Origin of the sequence: Burkholderia cepacia ATCC 25416 (genome assembly GCF_001411495.1) — a bacterium.
Lineage (GTDB): Bacteria > Pseudomonadota > Gammaproteobacteria > Burkholderiales > Burkholderiaceae > Burkholderia > Burkholderia cepacia.
This window is the reverse complement of record NZ_CP012983.1, coordinates 867,111-884,652: the sequence shown is the minus strand read 5'-3', so window position 1 is coordinate 884,652 and position 17,542 is coordinate 867,111. Positions and strand designations below refer to the sequence as shown.

Genomic DNA, 17,542 nt, shown 5'->3' with positions numbered 1-17,542 from the left:
GTCGGTCAACCGTGATCGGCGTCAGTCGAGATGACGGCCGGATGTTAAGGCAAATTGCCGGCCGGTTGTCGGTCATTCAAGCTATTTAACAAATGTTCCGGATCGCGACGCATTTTCAGGTCGCGCGGGAATATCGCGCCGTGGTAAAAATCGAGCATCCATTTTCCGGCGAACGGCCCCGGCGAACGGGCCGCCGCCGAATGGATATCGCTCGCAATCGTATGACGATAACGGGTATTCGACTGCCTTCCGATAATCGGCGTCGCGTGTAAAGGAACACCGGCAGCCAGACCGATCGGAACGACGGACTGACCAATCTCATCACACGCATGAACACGTCCGACAACAACGAGACCGACCGCCATCAACTCGTCGCGTTCGCGATCGACGACAACGCGCAGGCCTGGTACGAAATGGTCATCCCGTTCATCGTCTCGCTGCGCGCGACGGACTACCGGGGGCGCATCGGCGTCATCGGCTACGGGTTGTCCGACGAGAAGCAGCAGCGGCTGCGCGCGAACGGGATCGAGGTGTACGCGGCGGCGGGCGTCGGCGACCTTGCCTGGGACCGCTACATCTCCGCGGCCGCGATCTTCGACACCGATCCGGCGTTGCAGACGCTCGCGCTCTACGATGCCGACATCTGGTTCCCGGGGCCGCGGTTCGACATCTTCGACGTCGTGCCGCACGACGACGCCCTTCACGTCGCGCCGGATGCGCACTTCTGCGCGTTCGTGATGACGCCGCTCATCGGCGAACGGCGCGACGCGCTGATCCACCAGTGCGTGCAGGACGTGCTCGAGCGGCTGGGGCAGCCGCTACAGGCGGGGCTCGTGGTCGGCGGCCGCGAGCCCTGGGCGCGATTCGCGCGGTTTGTCCGCGAACAGGCCGGCAGGATCGGCCGGGACTTCGCGGCGATCTACGGGCTGGACACGACCTTCCTGCATCTGTGGGGCGGCCGCGGCCACGTGCGGCTCGTGGGCTGCGAGCAGAATTTCGTCACGAAATGGGGGCTGCACGAGCGGCACGATTTCGACGCGGTCCGCATCGTGCTCGAGCATCAGGGCAAACCGATCCGTGGCCTGCACATGACGGGCGACGTGCGCTTCCTGAATCACTGGCGCTACCTGGCGCGTCATGCCGAGCATGCGATCGCGCTCGGGCAGGCGTTCGCGCTGGCGCCCGAAGCCGGCAAGCGCGCGCAGCCGGCCGATCCCGGCCTGCTTCAGCCCGAACGCTTCGTCGCGAGCGGGTTGTCGGTGCTGGCCGCGCACGAGGACGTACTGGCGAACGTGCCGCGTCTGGCCGCGGGGCCGTCGTTCCGCAACCCGCAGGGCCATGCACTGAATGCGTGGGCGGCGCACACGGTCGAATTCGCGGTGACGCGCGACCGGATGGTGCTGGACATCTGGCTGTCGCATCTGAGCGGCCAGCCTGCGGCGCCGGGCTTGCAACTGGAGCACAACGGCGCGACGGTCGCGCTGCTGGCGCCGCATAAGTTCAGCGTCGCGACGCAGCAGGGCGATCGGGTGGTGCTGCGCGCGCTGACGCTGCCGGGGCAGGCGTGTCATACCGCGTGGGATATCGTCGTGCGCCACGCGTGACGGCCCGGCCCGCATGCGCGATCGACCGGAGCGGCGCGCACCGCCGGACGGTCACGCGCGCCCCATGATCCGCGTACCGAGCGAGATGCCGAGGTCGGACAGCGCTGCGTTGGTCGCGAGCTGACGGCTTTCCCAGCCCGCCAGCGCGGCGTCGAACGCGGGGCCGTGCACGACGCCGCGCAGCGCCTCGGCGAGCCCGACCGCATTCTCCGCCGCTTTCGCGACGCCCGCGGCCGTATGCGGCCGCACGAGGCAGGCCGCGTCGCCGAGCAGCACCGCGCGGCCGAACGCCATGCGCTCGACCGAGAGATCGAGGATCGCCTGCGCGAACGGCGCCTGCGTCGCGTCGACGAGCGCGGCGAGCGTGGGCGCCAGCATCCGGCGGCCCGCGTCCACGAGTTCGAGCCGGTTGTCGTCGCGCATCGCGCCGGGCGGCAGCGAACCGTCGCGCTGCGTGCCGTCCCGCTCGAGAAACAGCGACGGCAGGCTCGCCGGTGCGAGCCGCCGGTACCAGACCCAGTTCACGCGCCGCTTGCCCGGCTCGATCGCGCCGTCGCGGCCGGGGACCAGATAGGTGAGGAACAGGTGCGCGTCGCCTTGCTGGAACGTGAAGCGGTCGCGCAGCACGTCGAGCACCGGGGCCGGCAGCAAGTGCTCGTCGACGAGCCCGCGCCACGCGACATAACCCGCATACGCGGGCCGCGCATCGGGCAGCAGTTGCGCGCGCACGTTCGAGCGGCCGCCGTCGGCGCCGACCAGCAGGTCGGCCGGCTCGACCCGGCCGTCCGCGAAGTGCGCGATCACGCGGTCGCCCTCCTGCTCGAAGCGCTCGAACGACACGCCGCCGTGCACGACGCCGGCGGGCAGCGCGCGCTTCAGCGCCGTGTAGATCACGTTCCACGCGGTCTGCGTCTGCGGCATGGTCAGGCGCTGCACGATCCGGTCGTGCTCGTCGAGATAGATCCGGTCACCCGAATCGACACCCGCATCGTGCGGCACGGGCACGCCGCCGAACGCGAACGCGCGTTCGATCGGCGCTTGCAGCACGATGCCGCCGCCGCGGCTGTCGAGCTCGTTCGGCGATTGCTCGAAGACCTTGACGCGCCAGCCGGCCGCCCGCAGTGAGGTGGCGGTGAACAGCCCGCCCACCGATCCGCCGATCACGACCGCCAGCGGGCCCGAAACGTCGCTCATGCTGCCAGCCTCCCGATGGTTCGTTGCGCGCGCATCGAATCAGCCTTCCCAGTGCTGCAGGAAGTCGAGCAGCAGCGCGTTCACGCGCTCCGGCTGCTCCTCTTGCGGCAGGTGCCCGCACTGTGCGATCGGCTCGGCGCGCAGGTCCGTCGCCATGCTTTCCCACACGGATTTCATGTCGAACATCTTGCCGACCGCGTAGAAATCCTCGCCCCAGAGCGCCATCGTCGGGCACGCGATCTTGACGTCCGCGTCGACGAGATCCTGCTGCACGTCCTCGGCGTTCGCGCGATAGTCGGCCAGCGCGCCGCGCACGGCGCCCGGGCGCCGGTACGCGCGCACGTAGGTGTCGAACGCGTCGCCGGAGATCGCGTGCGGGTTGTAGCACCAGTCGGAGAAGAAGTGGCTGAGCCACTCGGCTTCCTTGCCGGCGATCAGCGCCTCGGGCAGATCCGGCACCTGGTGGAACAGGAAGAACCAGTACGCGCGCGCCGTTTGCGCGGTCATGTTCTGCGCGACGATGCGCGTCGGCACGTTGTCCATCACGACGAGCCGGTCGACGCGCTCGGGGAAGTCCTTCGCGAAACGCGTCGCGACGCGCGCGCCGCGGTCGTGCCCGACGAGCGCGATGCGGCCGATGCCGAGCGCGTCGAGCAGCCCGGCGACGTCGCGCGCCATGTTGCGCTTGTCGTAACCGGCGGCCGGCTTGTCGGTTTCGCCGTAACCGCGCAGGTCGGGCGCAATCACGCGGTAGCGCTGCGCGAGCGCGGGAATCTGGAAGCGCCACGCGAAGCTGGTCTCGGGGAAGCCGTGCAGCAGCACGACGGCAGGCCCGCTGCCGGCGTCGATGTAGTGCTGGCGGATGCCGTTCGCGGTGACGGTGTGATGGGTGATCGAGGGCATGGAGAGGGTCATGGGTCGGTCGCTGTTCGGTTCGGCCCGCGCGAAACCGGCGCGGCCGCAAATGCCTTTCGAGAATAGGCGAATCGTGCGGCGCGCCGGATAAATTGTTCTGAATTCGCGTGATTGCGCGCACGGCCGGAACCGGCTTGCCTGGTCACGGGCCGGCCGTGGCAGGCGGTTGCCGATCCCCGTGTGATTCGCTCGGCCGGTGGCGTCCCGTCGCGTGCGGGCCTGACGAAGAGGCACGAACGTGAACATGCCGGACGACGATGCGACCGTCGTCGTCCGGCATGCCTGCCATCCGTGTCAGCCGCGCCGGCGCCGCCGCGCGGGTGCGTCCGACGTGAGCTGCTTCAGCGCGGCGGGCGTGCCGTGCAGGAACGCGTCGATCAGCCGTTCGATCTCGGTGTCGAGATCGTCGGGCACCGGCAGGCCGTAGACCCACTTGCGCACGCCGAAATAGAAGATGCTCGCGTGCAGGCTCCAGACCAGCTCGACTTCCGCATTGCGCTGGGCCTCGGTGGTGGGCGTCGCGATGTCGTATTCGTGCCGCAGCTCGCGCAGCACCGGCAGGAACACGCGTTCGCGCAGCCGCGACAGGTAACGCGTGTTGAACCCCTCGCGGCTGAGCCCCGCGAAGATGAACGTGCGGATCCATTCGCGCCGCAGGATGGTTTGCGCATAGTCGCGATAAAACGCGACGAGCCGCTCCTGCAGCGACACCGTGCGGTCGCCGATCAGTTTTTCCCAGTCGGGGTTCCACGTGTAGATCTCGTCGTACACGCGGTCGATCAGCGCTTCCTTGCTCGGGAAGTAGCGGTACAGCAGCGGCTGGGTGACGCCGATCTGCCGCGCGAGCTCGCGGGTGCTGCCGGAAAAGCCGTGCGTCGCGAAGTGCTCGATCGCCTTCTCGACGATCTGCCGCTCGCGCGCTTCCGGCGCGAGCCGGCGGCCCGGCGTGACGGCGTTGCCGTCGGCGTCCGTCCCGCGCTCGCGGGCCGGCGTGCTGCGTTTTCTTTCGGTCATGCATCGGCTCCCGATGGTGCGCCTGCGTTAACTATCGATCGAAAAATAGCACGATTGACGCGCCGCATGCCGTGCGCGGCGGGGCTTTCGGCGCGCTGCAGGGCCGGTGCGGGGCGCAAACCGCGTCGTGCCGGCCCGGCTCCCCGGCCACGCGAGCCCGCCGCCGATTCAGAAAAATTCAGGCGGCCGCCATGACATTAAGGTCAGCCTTCACTAGTCTGGCTTCCGAACCGCCGCACGGGCCGGATGCCAGTCGGCAAGCCGGGCCGGTCGGCGCAACCGGAGCGGAACATGCGTTATCAGATCTCGCCGGGCGCCGGCGCCACCATCCAGGAAACCGGGTCATGCCGTCGCAGCCGGTAACCGCGGGCGCCGTGCCCGACCGCGTGCGCGGCGAGGACGTGTTTCTCGCGTCGATCGCGGGATATGTCGACACGCTCGGCTTCGTCGCGCTGTTCGGCCTGTTCACCGCGCACGTCACCGGCAACTTCATCCTGATCGGCTCGGGCCTGGCCGGCGTCGGGCAAGGGCTCGCGATCAAGTGGCTCGCGTTTCCGTCCTTCATCGCGGGCATCGTCGTCGCGCGCGTGCTCGACCACCGGATGCGCCAGCTGGGCCACGGCGTGCGTGCGCGTTCGCTGTATGCGCTGCAGGCCGTGCTGCTGGCCGGCTTCATGCTGGCCGGCGTGATGGCCTCGCCGATCGCCGATGCCGACGCGCCGAGGACGATCCTGTGCGGTCTCCTCGGCGCCGCGGCGATGGGCGTCCAGAACGCGCACGCGCGGTTGACGGCCCGCTCGGTCGTCGCCAACACGGTGATGACGGGCAACGTCACGCAGGCGGTGATCGATGCATTCGACTGGCTGGTGCCGCTCGCCGCGCCGGCCGAACGCGAAGCCGCGCGCGTGCGGCTGCGGCGCACGCTGCCGCCGGTCGCGGGCTTCGCGCTCGGCGCCGGCGCGGGTGCGATGGCCTATCTGTTCGCGGCGTTCTGGGCGCTCGCGCTGCCGCTCGCGGTGCTGTGCTTCCTCGCCTATCAATCCGGTCGGCCCGACGAGCGGCCGACGTCACGCTGAATGCGCGCGCGGCATGTGGCCGCGCGTGCCACTTTCAAGGAGAACCCGATGATCGCACTGAAATTGCAACAGGCATGGCGGCTGACGGCCGCGTCGGCGGCCGTGCTCGGCGCATTGCTGGCCACCGCGCCGGCCCATGCCGACGAGACGCGCCTGCTCGAGACGACGTCCGCGAAGGTGCCGGCTGTCGCGGTCGGCCCGCAGTACGACACGACGCACGTGTGCGTCGCGCCGGAGGATTTCGACCGCTTCACCGACAGCTTCGTCGCGACGTTCGGCGGCAGCAAGTCGAAGCAGGGCGTGTTCCAGGTCACGCCGACGCCGAGCCAGACGATGTCGCAGCTCGTGTTCACGCCGGCCGGCACGATCTCGGTGTTCGGCTTCAAGACGCCGATCCCCTATCCGTTCTGCGAGGAGCGTACCGGCTACCTCGTCACCGACATGGACGTCGCGATGAAATCGGCGCGCGCGCACGGCGCGGACGTCGTCGTCGACACGTTCCCTGACCCGATCGGCCGCGACGCGATCATCCGCTGGCCGGGCGGCGTGAACATGCAGCTCTACTGGCACACGCAAGCGCCGAAATACGACCCGCTGCAGACGGTGCCGGAAAACCGCGTGTACGTGTCGCCGGAAAGCGCGAGCAAGCTGGTGCACGACTTCGTCGCGTTCTCGCGCGGCAAGGTGGTGTCCGACGTGCGCAAGGCGCCGGGCATCGAGATCGGCCGGCCGAACGATACGTATCGCCGCATCCGCATCGAATCGGGTTTCGGCAAGATGACCGTGCTCGCCACCGACGGCCATCTGCCTTACCCGTTCGGCCGCGAGATGACCGGCTATGAAGTGCCGGACCTGGCCGCGACGCTGAAGCAGGCGCAGGCCGCGGGCGTGACCGTGCTGGTGCCGACGTTCACGTCGGACGGGCGCGATGCGGCGCTCGTGCAGTTCCCGGGCGGCTACGTCGCCGAGATCCACGCGCGGTCGAAGTGATGGAGCGCGGGTCGATGGGGCGCGCCTGGCGCCGCGTGCTGCCGGCCGCCGTGCTGGCGGGCGGCGTCGCGGGCTATGCGGGTACGGCGGCCGGGGCCGAGGATGCCGCTTCGGCGGCTTCGACAGCTTCGACAGCTTCGCCGGCCCCGGCCGCCGGCACGACGTGTACCGCGAAGCGGCCCACGGTGCTGTTCAACCGCTGGCAGGAGGACTGGTCGGTGCTCGCGAACCCGTGCGTGCCGCGCCAGCCGGGCGATGCGCTGAAGTACATCCCGCTCGGCGGCGACCCGTCGACCTACCTGTCGCTCGGCGCGAACCTGCGCGAGCGCTTCGAGCTGAACAACGCGCCGCTGTTCGGGCTCGGCGCCGCGCACGACGACAACTACGTGATCCAGCGTGCGACGGTGCATGCGGACCTGCGTTACGCCGGGCATTTCCAGGCATTCGTCCAGTTCGTCGATGCGCGGCCGTTCGGCAAGGACACGGTGTCGCCCGTCGACAAGGATCAGTTCGACATCGAGCAGGCGTTCGTCGCGTATGTCGACCAGATCGGCGGCGGCACGTTCAAGGCGCGGATCGGCCGGCAGGAGATGGCGTACGACCTGCAGCGGTTCGTGTCGGTGCGCGACGGCCCGAACGTGCGCCAGGCGTTCGACGCGCTGTGGGCGGATTACGAAATCGGCAAGTGGCGGCTGATCGGCTATGTGACGCGCCCGGTGCAGTATCGCAACGACGCGGCGTTCGACGACGTGTCGAACCGGCACCTGCGGTTCGACGGCGTGCGTGTCGAGCGCACCAACACGGGCCCCGGCGACCTGTCGGCGTACTGGTCGCGTTATACGCGCGACAACGCGCGCTATGTCGCGGGGGCCGGCACCGAGCGGCGCGACGTGTTCGACATGCGCTACGCGGGCAAGTCCAGCGGGTTCGACTGGGACGTCGAGGCGATGCTCCAGACCGGGCACATCGGCCAGGACACGATCGGCGCGTGGGCATTCGGCGCGCTGGGCGGCTACACGTTCGCGAAGACGCCGGGCACGCCGCGCGTCGGCATCCAGGTCGACGGCGCATCGGGCGACAAGCATCCCGGCGACGGACGCATGGGCACCTTCAACCCGCTGTTCCCGAACGGTTATTACTTCACGCTCGCGGGCTACACCGGCTACAGCAACCTGATTCACGTGAAGCCGTCGCTGACGTTCAAGCCGTCGAGCAGCGTGACGGTGCTGACCGCGGTCGGTTTCCAGTGGCGCGAGACGACGGCCGACGCGATCTACGGGCAGGGGATGTCGGCGGTGCCCGGCACGGCCGGCAAGGGCGGTTCGTACACGGGGATGTATGCGCAGGCCCGCGTGGACTGGCTCGTCAATCCGAACATGGCGCTGGCCGTCGAGGCCGTGCACTTCCAGATCGCCGACTCGATCCGCGCGCTCGGCGCGCGCAATGCCGACTACGTAGGCGTCGAAGCGAAGTTCGGCTGGTAGCGCGGCGCCGCGCGTCGCGCGGCACGCCGCCGGACGGCTCAGTGCGGCGCGCGCACCAGCGTTTCGACGAAATCGATGAACGCGGTCACGCGTTTCGAGCCGCGCTGCGTCGGCAGGTAGAGCGCGGTGACGACCGAGCGGGCCGTGCCGGGCGTCACGTCGTATTGCTCGAAGAGCCGGCGCAGGCGGCCCGACTGGACGTCGGCCTCGACCAGCCAGTCGGGCAGCAGCGCGATGCCGGCGCCGTCGAGCGCCGCATCGCGAAGCACTTCGCTGTGGTTCGATTTCAGGCGCCCGGTAACGCGCACCTGCGCCGTGCCGTGCGCGTCGACGAACGACCACGCCTGCTGGTCGCCGCCGAAGTGAAAGCGCAGGCACGCGTGATCGACGAGCTCGCCCGGCTCGGCCGGCGTGCCGTGCGCGGCGAGGTAGTCGTGGCTCGCGACGACGTAGCGGTGGAACGTGCCGAGCGTCCGCGCGACGACTTCGGCGGACGGCGCCGCTTCGCCGAGCCGGATCGCGACGTCGATGCGGCCCGCGACGAGATCGACGCGTTCGTCGGTGAGCTGCAGGTCGAGATCGAGCTTCGGGTGGCGCGCGAGGAACGCCGCGACGTGCGGCGCGATGCGGCGCACGCCGTACGCGACCGGCACCGACACGCGCAGCGGCCCGGACGGCTCGTCGCCGCGATCGGACACCAGCGCGTCGGCTTCCGCGAGTTCCTCGAGCAGCTGCTTCGCGCGTGCGTAGTACATGGCACCCGCGTCGGACAGCGTGACCTGGCGCGTCGTGCGGTTCAGCAGCACGGTGCCGAGCGACGCCTCGAGCGCATCCACCGCGCGTACCACCGACGATGCCGCGAGGTCGAGGCGGCGCCCCGCGCTCGAGAAACCGCCGGCTTCCGCTACTTCGACGAACGCGCGCAGCGCGGAGAATTTGTCCATGTCGTGCTCTTCGAGTCTTTGTGCCTTTGTGCAGGCCGCAACGATGCGTTGCGTGCCGTTCGCATTCTATCGCCGGCGCGCAAGCGTTATCTTCCGGACTGCAATGTACAGGAGATGACGATGAAACCCGTCGAAGTAACCGTGACCTACGACCTGATCTGCCCGTGGTGCTGGATCGCGGAGCACCGGCTCGCGGAGGCGATCGAAGCAGCCGGCCTGGCCGGCGCCGTGAACGTGCGGTTCGTGCCGTTCGAACTGAACCCGACGATGCCGGCCGGCGGCATCGACCGCAAGGCGTACCGGAGCGCGAAGTTCGGCAGCTGGGCGCGTTCGCAGGCGCTCGACGCGCATGTGGCCGACGCCGGCCGCGCGGCGGGCCTCGTGTTCGACCACGCACGGATCGCGCGCACGCCGAACACGCGGCTCGCGCACCGGCTCGTCTGGTTCGCGCAGCAGCACGGCAGCGCGGTCGCGCTCGTCGATGCGCTGTTTGCCGCGTATTTCCGCGACGGCCGCGATATCGGCGATGCGGACGTGCTGGTCGAGATCGCGGCCGGCGCCGGCCTGGCCGGCGATGCGGTGCGTGCATTCCTCGCATCCGGCGAAGGGCTCGACGCGGTGGTCGCGCTCGAGGAGGCGGCGGTGCGCGACGGCATCGCGTCGGTGCCGTCGACGCGCATCGGGTCGACGGTCGTCAGCGGCGCGCAGCCGGCCGACGTGTTTCGCGCCGCATTGCTCGACGCGCAGCGCGCGCGGGATCGGGCCGCGTAAGCCGGGCCGGCGCCGGCGGGTGCCGGCTTTCAGAACGATTCATGTCGCGCTCAGGATTATTGCGAAACCGGCCGGTAAGCTCGGTGTCGCGCGCCTGACCGGCCGGGCCGGCACCGCGCGCGATATCTCGATACGCAACCGGGGAGCGGACATGAAGAACCTGAACTGGCGTACCGGCGGCATGCTGGTCATCGCGTGGTGCTTCGGCATCCTCGCATCGGCCGCGTGTGCGGCCGGACCGGGCGGCGCGGATCAGGCGCCCGGCTTCTATCGGCAGCAGCTCGGCAGCCTGCGGATCGTCGCGCTGTCCGACGGCACGCATCCGTTTCCGGTCGATACGGTGTTCCGCGGCATCTCGAAGGACGACATCCGGCGCGATCTCGACCGCGCGTTTCTCGAGCCGCCCGTGCAGGGCTCGATCAACGCGTTCCTCGTCGATACCGGCACGAAGCGGATCCTCGTCGATTCGGGGGCCGGCGTGCTGTACGGCGATTGCTGCGGCAAGCTGCTCGCGAACCTGCGTGCGGCCGGTTATGCGCCGGAGCAGATCGACGAGGTGCTGCTCACGCACCTGCACAAGGATCATGTCGGCGGCATCGTGACGAACGGCAGGATGACCTTCCCGAACGCGGTGGTGCGCGTGAACGAGATCGAAGCGAACTACTGGCTCGATCCGGACAACAAGGCACAGGCGCCGGCGTTCCTCGCGTCGTTCTTCGATGCGGCTGCCGCGTCGGTCGCGCCGTACGTCGCGGCGGGCCGCTTCAAGACGTTTCGCGGCGAAGCGACGCTCGCGCCCGGCATTCGCGCGGTGCCGATGCCTGGCCATACGCCGGGCCATACCGCGTACCTGATCGAGAGCGGCGACGCCGGGCTGCTCGCGTGGGGCGACATCGTGCACGTCGCGGCGATCCAGCTGCAGGATCCGGACGCGACGGTCCAGTACGACAGCGATGCGGACGCGGCGCGCCGCACCCGGCGCGATACGCTGAAGCGCGTCGCGGACAAGCGTTACCTCGTCGGCGCCGCGCACATCGCGTTTCCCGGGTTCGGGCATTTGCGCAGGGACGGGGAGCAGTACGACTGGGTGCCGGTCAATTACGACGCGACGCCGCTCCGGTGAGCGACGGGCGATGCGCGCCGTGCCGTGCCGTGTCGTGCAGTGAGGTGCGGGGCACGCGCGTAGCGGTGGCGCGCGGCCGCGTCAGCGCGTCAGTTCGCGCCGCCAGGCGCCGGGCGGATGGCCGACGATGCGCGCGAACACGCGGTTCAGGTGGCTCTGGTCCGCGAAGCCGCAGGCGGCCGCGATTTCCGCGAGCGACATGTCGGTCGTCTCGATCAGTTGCCGCGCGCGGATCACGCGCTGTTCGAGCAGCCATTGATGCGGCGTGCGCCCCGTCGTGCGCGAGAACGCACGGATGAAATAGCCGCGCGACAGATCGCACTCGCGCGCGACTTCCTCGATCGACACGCCGAGATCGGCCTTCTCCATCAGCAGCTCTTTCGCGAGCGCCGTCTTCGCCGGCGACAGCAGGCCCTTGTGCTGCAGGTCGCGCGCGTCCGCGTTGCCGTACTGGCGCGCGAGATGCGCGCCGATCGCGAGCCCCATCTGCTCGACGAACAGCGCGTTCAGCACGCCGGGCTCGTCGAGGCTGTCGGCCACCGCGTGCGCGAGATGGCCCAGCACCTCGTCCTGTACGTCGGGCGCGCAGGTCAGGCCGCCGATTTCGGTGCCGTCGTGCTCGCGGCCGAGGCCGTCGAGATACGCGTGCGACAGCTCGACCAGCAGGAAGTCGAACTTGCCGTACAGGTCGGCACGAAAATTCCGGGAGAAGTCGCGAATGTAGATCGAGTTGTGCTGGAACCGCCGCTCGGAGCGGGATTGGCCGGTGCCGCCGTAGATCGTGCGCCGGTGTCCGCCGTTGAGCGACACGCCGATCAGGAAGCCGCGATCGCTGGCCGCCATCTCGATGCGCTCGAAGTGCTCGTCGCGCATGCATTTGCGATGGAGCGTGAGCCCGCCGACCGGGCGTTCGATGTCCTTGGACAGCAGGCTCGACAGGCAGCCGAGCGTGTCTTTCGGCCGTGCGGCCGGGGACGCGACGAGGGAATCTGGCATGGCGGAACAATCCTTCGATGGGGGGCGGCGCGCGAACATATTTACGCGAAGTTTAAACGGTGCACTCGACCGGCCCAAGTTAACTTGAATAAATGTCCACTTGCTGACGAAATGCTTGCCAGCGGCCCGACCCGCGCCGCGCCGGCCTCGACGGGCACGCGAGCGCGCCGCCATGGCCAACGCGGGGCCGATGCCACCCCATTTTCGTTCGGCGCGGCGCCCGCCCGCGGGCGCGCCGGTGTGCGGGAGGCCAGCGCATTTTCCTTCAAGATTTTTGTTAATTCCGTGTTTACACTCAGTCCACATTTTGAGACTTTGCGCCCGGCCGGCAGCGCTGGACGGGTGTGCATTCCCGCCCTGGTGAACGGCCGTGTTCACATGGCGGTCATCGTGGGGAACCTGGAGGCGGCCATGATCCAGATCGGGACGTTGTCGGTGGATTTCGAGCAGCGTGACATTCGCCACCACGGCGCGTCGCTGCGTATCGGCGCACGCGCGCTTGACATACTTGAAGTGCTGCATCGCGCCAACGGTTCCGTCGTGTCGAAGGACGACATCATGGATGCCGTGTGGCCGGGCCTGATCGTCGAGGAAAACCGGTTGCAGGTTCACGTCGCGACGCTGCGCAAGGCGCTGGGCGCGGACCGCGACCTGATCAAGACGGTGCCGGGCCGCGGCTACCTGCTGATCGCGCCTCCCGCCGTCGCGCACGAGGCCGCGCCGCGCACGGCCGCGTTGCCGGCCGATCCCGTCGCGGCGGCCCGCCCGGTTTCGCTCGTCGGGCGTCAGGCTGAGATCGGACAGATCGTCGACATGATCGAGCGCGCACCGGTCGTCACGCTCGTCGGGGCGGGCGGCATCGGCAAGACGAGCCTGGCCGGCCGCGTCGCCCACGAGCTGCGCGAGCGGTCCGGCGAACGCGTGCTGTTCGTCGCGCTCGCGAGCGCCGCGACGCGCGACGACGTGCTGCTCGCGATCGCCGCGGAACTCGGCCTCGAGACCGACGGCGTGCCGGGCATCGACCGGATCGCCGGAGCGTTCGCCGCGTCGCCGGCCCTGATCGTGCTCGACAACGCGGAACACGTCGTCGATCTGGTGGCCGATCTCGTCGATACGCTGACGTCGCGCGCGCCGTCGCTGCGCGTGCTCGCGACGAGCCGCGAACCCCTGCATATCTCGGCCGAAGCCGTGTTTCGCGTGAGCCCGCTGGCGGTGCCGGACAGCGACGCGCCGCTCGACGAAATCGTGCGTCATTCGGCCGTCGAGCTGTTCCTCGCGCGGATCCGCGCCGCCACGCCCGACTGCGCGGTCGATGCGGCCGGCATCAGGCTGATCGGCGACATCTGCCGGCGCCTGGACGGGCTGCCGCTCGCGATCGAGCTGGCTGCCGCGCGCGTCGCGACGCTCGGGCTCGAGGCCGTCGCCGCGCGTCTGGACGACCGGCTGAACCTGCTGACCGGCGGGCTGCGCTCGGCGCTGCCGCGCCACCAGACGTTGCGGGCGACGTTCGACTGGAGCTACGTGCTGCTGGATGCGGCCGCGCGCTCGCTGTTTCGCCGCATGGGGTGCTTCATCGGCCCGTTCACGTTCGATGCCGCGCGCGAGGTCGCGATGGATCCCGGGATGTCGGCCGCCGAGACGATCGCGGTGCTCGGCGAACTGGTCGCGAAGTCGCTGGTGACCGTCGAGTTCCACGGCGCGCACGCGCGTTACCGGTTGACGGAATCGACGCGCGCGTACGCGCTCGAGAAACTGCGCAACGAAGGCGAATTCGACCTCGTCGCCGAGCGTCATGCGTGCTACGAGCGCGAGCAGGGGGAGGCGCGGATGCAGGCGCCGGCGCCGGCCGCGGATCTCGCGAGCCCGCGTGTCGCCGCGGACGCACCGGCGCCGGCGCCGCGCGAGCCCGTCGCGGTCGAGCCGCGAGGGCACGAAGCGGACGCACTGGCGCTCGCGTTGCTGGAACCGGCGCGGATGCGCGAATGCGCGCATCCGGCGCGGCGGGCGCTCGACGCGATCGAGGCCGCTGGAACCGGCGATACCGGCGGCATCGACGCGGCACGCGAGCTGCGCCTGCGCGCCGCTTACGCGACGGCGCTGCTGCATACCGACGGCGATACGCACGCGGCGGCCGCGATGTGGGACCGGACGCTCGTGCTCGCGGGCCGGATCGGCGACGAGGCGTTCGACGCGTGCGCGCTGGTCGGGCTGTGGAACACGATGCTGACGCGCTCCGACATCCACGAATCGCTGCGCTACGCGACGCGCTTCGAGCGCGCGGCCGAACGGCGCGGCGACCGGCCGCAGCGGCTGCTGGCGAACGCGATGGTCGCGACGTCGCTGCATTACTTCGGCGAACACGCGCAGGCCCGCGAGCGGCTGGAGGCCGCGACCGCCGGGCTGGCCGTGGCCGGCGAGCCGTCCTGCGCGGAAGCCGCGCTCGGGGTCGACGTCGCGACGCTCGGCCGCACGATGCTGATGCGGCTCGTCTGGATGCAGGGCGATCCGGAATACGCGATGCGGCTGGCCGCGCAGGCGGTCGAATCCGCGCGCCGCACCGGGTCGGGGCTGGCGCTGTGCGTCGTGCTCGGCGCGGCGGCCGTGCCGATCGCGCTGCGCTACGGCGATCACGACGTGATTTCCGACTATCTCGGTACGCTGCGCTCGACCGCGGAGGCGAACGGGTTCGACATCTGGCTCAGCCACGCGGAAGGCCTCGCCGGGCAGTTCGACATGCAGGCCGGGCATCCCGGCGCCGGTCTCGCGCGGCTCGAACCCGCGCTGCGGCGCATCGAGGCGAGCGGGTTCCGGCGCCTGCTCGCGCCGCTGGTCGTCGCGTACGCGGAAGGGCTGACGCGCACCGGCCGCGCGGCCGAGGCATGCGCGAAACTCGACGCGACGCTCGCGCGCTGCCGCGCGCACGGCGAGCACCTGTTCGTGCCGGAACTGCTGCGCGTCCGGGGGCTCGCGATGCTCGAGCAGGCCCGCACCGCGGAGCCCGATGCCGCGCTCGCGTACGAAGTCGAAGGGCACCGGCATCTGCTGACCGGGATCCATACCGCGAACGGGCAAGGCGCCGCGATGTGGGCGCTGCGCGGCACGCTCGATCTCGCCGATCACCTGATCGAGCGCGGGCGGACGGGCCAGGCGTCGTCGCTGGTGGCGAACCTGTCGGGGCATTTCGATCCGCAATCGCGCGCGTTCGACGTGCGCCGGCTCGCGCGCCTGCAGAACTTCGTGCGCCCGGAGCCGGCGCTGCCGGCGGGCCGGTCGCGCATGCGGCACGAGGCGGCGGATGCGATGCAGCAGGTGGCGTAACGGCATGCCCGGTTCGCGCAGGACGACACCGCGCCATCGCGCCGCGGCCCGTCGGTCCGATCGTTCAATGTTCAAGGGGGAGTGGATGGTCCGTGTATCGTCGAACCGGAGGCAGGCGGCATGCGGCCGCGTGCCGGCTCACGGCGCAAGCGGAGGGCCTGACGGTGCTTAGGGCGACGGCATCCGCCGCGGCGGCGGACCTCATCGTATGCAACGGCAAGATCGCGACGCAGGACGACCGGCAGTCGTTCGTGACCGCGCTCGCCGTGAAGGACGGCCGGATCCTCGCGGCCGGCAGCGGGCACGACGTGATGCGGCATGCGCATGCCGGCACGCAGTGCATCGACCTGAACGGCCGCACCGTGATCCCGGGGCTGAACGATTCGCACCTGCACATGATCCGCGGCGGCCTGAACTTCAACCTGGAACTGCGCTGGGACGGCGTGCCGACGCTGGCCGACGCGCTCGCGATGCTGCGTCGCCAGGTGCTGCGCACGCCCGCGCCGCACTGGGTGCGCGTGGTCGGCGGCTGGACCGAATTCCAGTTCGCCGAAAAGCGCGGGCCGACGGCGGCCGAACTGAACGAGATCGCGCCCGACACGCCGGTCTTCATCATGCACCTGGGCGACAGCGCGCTGCTGAACGCGGCCGCGCTGCGCGCGATCGGCTACGGCCGCGACACGTCGAACCCGCCCGGCGGCGAGATCCAGCGCGATCGCCTCGGCCGGCCGACCGGCCTGCTGATCGCGCGCCCGGACATGGCCGTGCTGCACGAGGCGCTCGAACGGGCCCCGAAGCTCGGCCACGACGACCAGATGAATTCGATGCGGCATTTCATGCGCGAGCTGAACCGGCTCGGCGTGACGAGCGCGATCGACGCGGGCGGCGATTTCCAGGCCTTTCCGGACGACTACGGCGCGATCCTGGCACTCGCGCGGCGCGGCGAAATGACCGTGCGCGTCGCGTACAGCCTGTTCGTGCAGCATGCGGGGCGGGAGCTCGACGACTACGCGCGCTGGGTGACGCTCGCGAAACCCGGCGACGGCGACGCGTTCCTGCGGATGAACGGCGCCGGCGAGCTGCTGGTGTATTCGGCCGCCGATTTCGGCAATTTTCTCGAACCGCGCCCCGATCTGCCGGCGGCGCTGGAGGCCGAACTGGCCGCGGTGGTGCGGCTGCTGGTGCGGCACCGCTGGCCGTTCCGGCTGCATGCGACCTACGACGAATCGATCGGCCGCTTCCTGAACGTGCTCGAAGCCGTGAACCGCGAGACACCGTTCGACGGCCTGCGCTGGTTCTTCGATCACTGCGAGACGATCACCGATGCGAACATCGCGCGCATCGCCGCGCTCGGCGGCGGCGTGACGGTCCAGCACCGGATGGCGTTCCAGGGCGAGTACTTCATCGCGCGTTACGGCGCGCAAGCCGCGATGCGCACGCCGCCGATCCGCGCGATGCTGGCGGCCGGGCTGCCGGTCGGCGCGGGCACCGATGCAACGCGCATCGCGAGCTACAACCCGTTCGTGTCGCTGTACTGGATGGTGTCGGGGCGCACGGTCGGCGGCACGGCGCTGTATCCGGAGCGCAACCGGCTCGGCCGGATGGAAGCGCTGCGCTGCTATACGGTCGGCAGCGCGTGGTTTTCCGGCGAGGACGACTGCAAGGGCGCGCTGGTGCCCGGCCACTACGCCGATTTCGCGGTGCTGACGGACGACTACTTCACGATCGACGAAGCGCGGATCACGTCGCTGTCGTCGGTGCTGACGGTCGTCGGCGGCAGGATCGTGCATGCGGACGACGAGTTCGCGTCGCTCGCACCGCCGCCGCCGGCGGTCAGCCCCGCGTGGTCGCCGGTCGCCGAATTCGGCGGCGCCGGCCGGCGTCGTTCGGCCGAGTCGGCTTCGCTGCGCGCCGCGTCCGGCGCGGGCCTGCCGGCGGCCGGTGCCGCGCGCGGGCTCGGGCGCGCGTTCGTGCAGCGCCTGCATGCGGCCGCGATGGAAACCGCCGAGCAGTGCGAAGCATCGGGTTACCCCGGTTTCGCGTATTAGGCCGACGCCGTACCGGCAGCCAGCGTGCCCGCGCCGGCTGCGTCGGCGCGGGCCGCGCGAGGCAT

14 protein-coding genes are annotated in these 17,542 nt (G+C 70.2%); 8 read left to right on the top strand and 6 right to left on the bottom strand.

Features of this window, described 5'->3' with window-relative positions; genetic code table 11:
• Positions 1 to 44: 44 nt before the first annotated feature.
• Positions 45 to 365 (bottom strand): hypothetical protein, encoded by a 321-nt coding sequence (locus tag APZ15_RS41545; protein WP_138143358.1) that lies wholly within the window; start codon positions 363 to 365, stop codon positions 45 to 47.
• Between APZ15_RS41545 and APZ15_RS36090 the strand changes: the two genes are divergently transcribed.
• Complete coding sequence (locus APZ15_RS36090) at positions 330 to 1,604, top strand: hypothetical protein (protein WP_027792605.1); 1,275 nt, start codon at positions 330 to 332, stop codon at positions 1,602 to 1,604. The two genes, APZ15_RS41545 and APZ15_RS36090, sit on opposite strands and share 36 nt — an antisense overlap.
• A 51-nt stretch (positions 1,605 to 1,655) precedes the next feature.
• Here APZ15_RS36090 and APZ15_RS36085 read toward each other — a convergent pair whose 3' ends face one another.
• The 3 genes from APZ15_RS36085 to APZ15_RS36075 form a co-directional block, all read right to left on the bottom strand.
• Entirely contained in the window at positions 1,656 to 2,798 is a 1,143-nt protein-coding gene (locus APZ15_RS36085) for an FAD binding domain-containing protein (RefSeq protein WP_027792606.1), read from the bottom strand.
• A gap of 39 nt (positions 2,799 to 2,837) precedes the next feature.
• Positions 2,838 to 3,713 carry an alpha/beta fold hydrolase gene (locus APZ15_RS36080; protein ID WP_027792607.1) on the bottom strand — a complete coding sequence of 292 codons (876 nt, stop codon included), beginning with the start codon at positions 3,711 to 3,713 and terminating at the stop codon, positions 2,838 to 2,840.
• Between the two features lie 294 nt (positions 3,714 to 4,007).
• The gene (locus APZ15_RS36075) at positions 4,008 to 4,727 is read right to left on the bottom strand and encodes a TetR/AcrR family transcriptional regulator (protein ID WP_027792608.1); all 720 of its coding nucleotides are present in this window, start codon (positions 4,725 to 4,727) and stop codon (positions 4,008 to 4,010) included.
• A gap of 344 nt (positions 4,728 to 5,071) precedes the next feature.
• On the opposite strand from APZ15_RS36075, the gene APZ15_RS36070 reads away from it, so the two are divergent.
• Genes APZ15_RS36070 through APZ15_RS36060 form a run of 3 tightly spaced genes read left to right on the top strand, consistent with a single transcriptional unit; the run spans position 5,072 to position 8,277 of the window.
• The gene (locus APZ15_RS36070) at positions 5,072 to 5,803 is read left to right on the top strand and encodes a YoaK family protein (RefSeq protein ID WP_027792609.1); all 732 of its coding nucleotides are present in this window, start codon (positions 5,072 to 5,074) and stop codon (positions 5,801 to 5,803) included.
• Between the two features lie 48 nt (positions 5,804 to 5,851).
• Positions 5,852 to 6,793: a glyoxalase gene (locus APZ15_RS36065; RefSeq protein ID WP_027792610.1), complete on the top strand. Its 942-nt coding sequence runs from the start codon at positions 5,852 to 5,854 to the stop codon at positions 6,791 to 6,793.
• Between the two features lie 14 nt (positions 6,794 to 6,807).
• On the top strand, positions 6,808 to 8,277 hold the full coding sequence (locus APZ15_RS36060; RefSeq protein WP_027792611.1) for an alginate export family protein: 1,470 nt from the start codon (positions 6,808 to 6,810) through the stop codon (positions 8,275 to 8,277).
• Positions 8,278 to 8,315: 38 nt separating this feature from the next.
• On the opposite strand, the gene APZ15_RS36055 is transcribed toward APZ15_RS36060, so the two are convergent.
• Positions 8,316 to 9,221 (bottom strand): LysR family transcriptional regulator, encoded by a 906-nt coding sequence (locus tag APZ15_RS36055; protein WP_027792612.1) that lies wholly within the window; start codon positions 9,219 to 9,221, stop codon positions 8,316 to 8,318.
• Between the two features lie 120 nt (positions 9,222 to 9,341).
• Here APZ15_RS36055 and APZ15_RS36050 point away from each other — a divergent pair, with 120 nt between their 5' ends.
• Entirely contained in the window at positions 9,342 to 9,992 is a 651-nt protein-coding gene (locus tag APZ15_RS36050) for a DsbA family oxidoreductase (RefSeq protein WP_027792613.1), read from the top strand.
• 151 nt (positions 9,993 to 10,143) lie between these two features.
• A complete protein-coding gene (locus APZ15_RS36045) occupies positions 10,144 to 11,115 on the top strand; it encodes an MBL fold metallo-hydrolase (protein WP_027792614.1) in 972 nt (323 codons plus the stop codon).
• An 81-nt stretch (positions 11,116 to 11,196) separates the two neighbouring features.
• Here APZ15_RS36045 and APZ15_RS36040 read toward each other — a convergent pair whose 3' ends face one another.
• Positions 11,197 to 12,111, bottom strand: a complete 915-nt coding sequence (locus APZ15_RS36040; RefSeq protein ID WP_027792615.1) for a helix-turn-helix domain-containing protein — start codon at positions 12,109 to 12,111, stop codon at positions 11,197 to 11,199.
• A gap of 411 nt (positions 12,112 to 12,522) precedes the next feature.
• Here APZ15_RS36040 and APZ15_RS36035 point away from each other — a divergent pair, with 411 nt between their 5' ends.
• Both APZ15_RS36035 and APZ15_RS36030 read left to right on the top strand, forming a co-directional pair.
• A complete protein-coding gene (locus tag APZ15_RS36035) occupies positions 12,523 to 15,429 on the top strand; it encodes an ATP-binding protein (RefSeq protein ID WP_027792616.1) in 2,907 nt (968 codons plus the stop codon).
• Positions 15,430 to 15,593: 164 nt separating this feature from the next.
• A complete protein-coding gene (locus tag APZ15_RS36030) occupies positions 15,594 to 17,477 on the top strand; it encodes an amidohydrolase (protein WP_027792617.1) in 1,884 nt (627 codons plus the stop codon).
• Positions 17,478 to 17,542 lie beyond the last annotated feature (65 nt).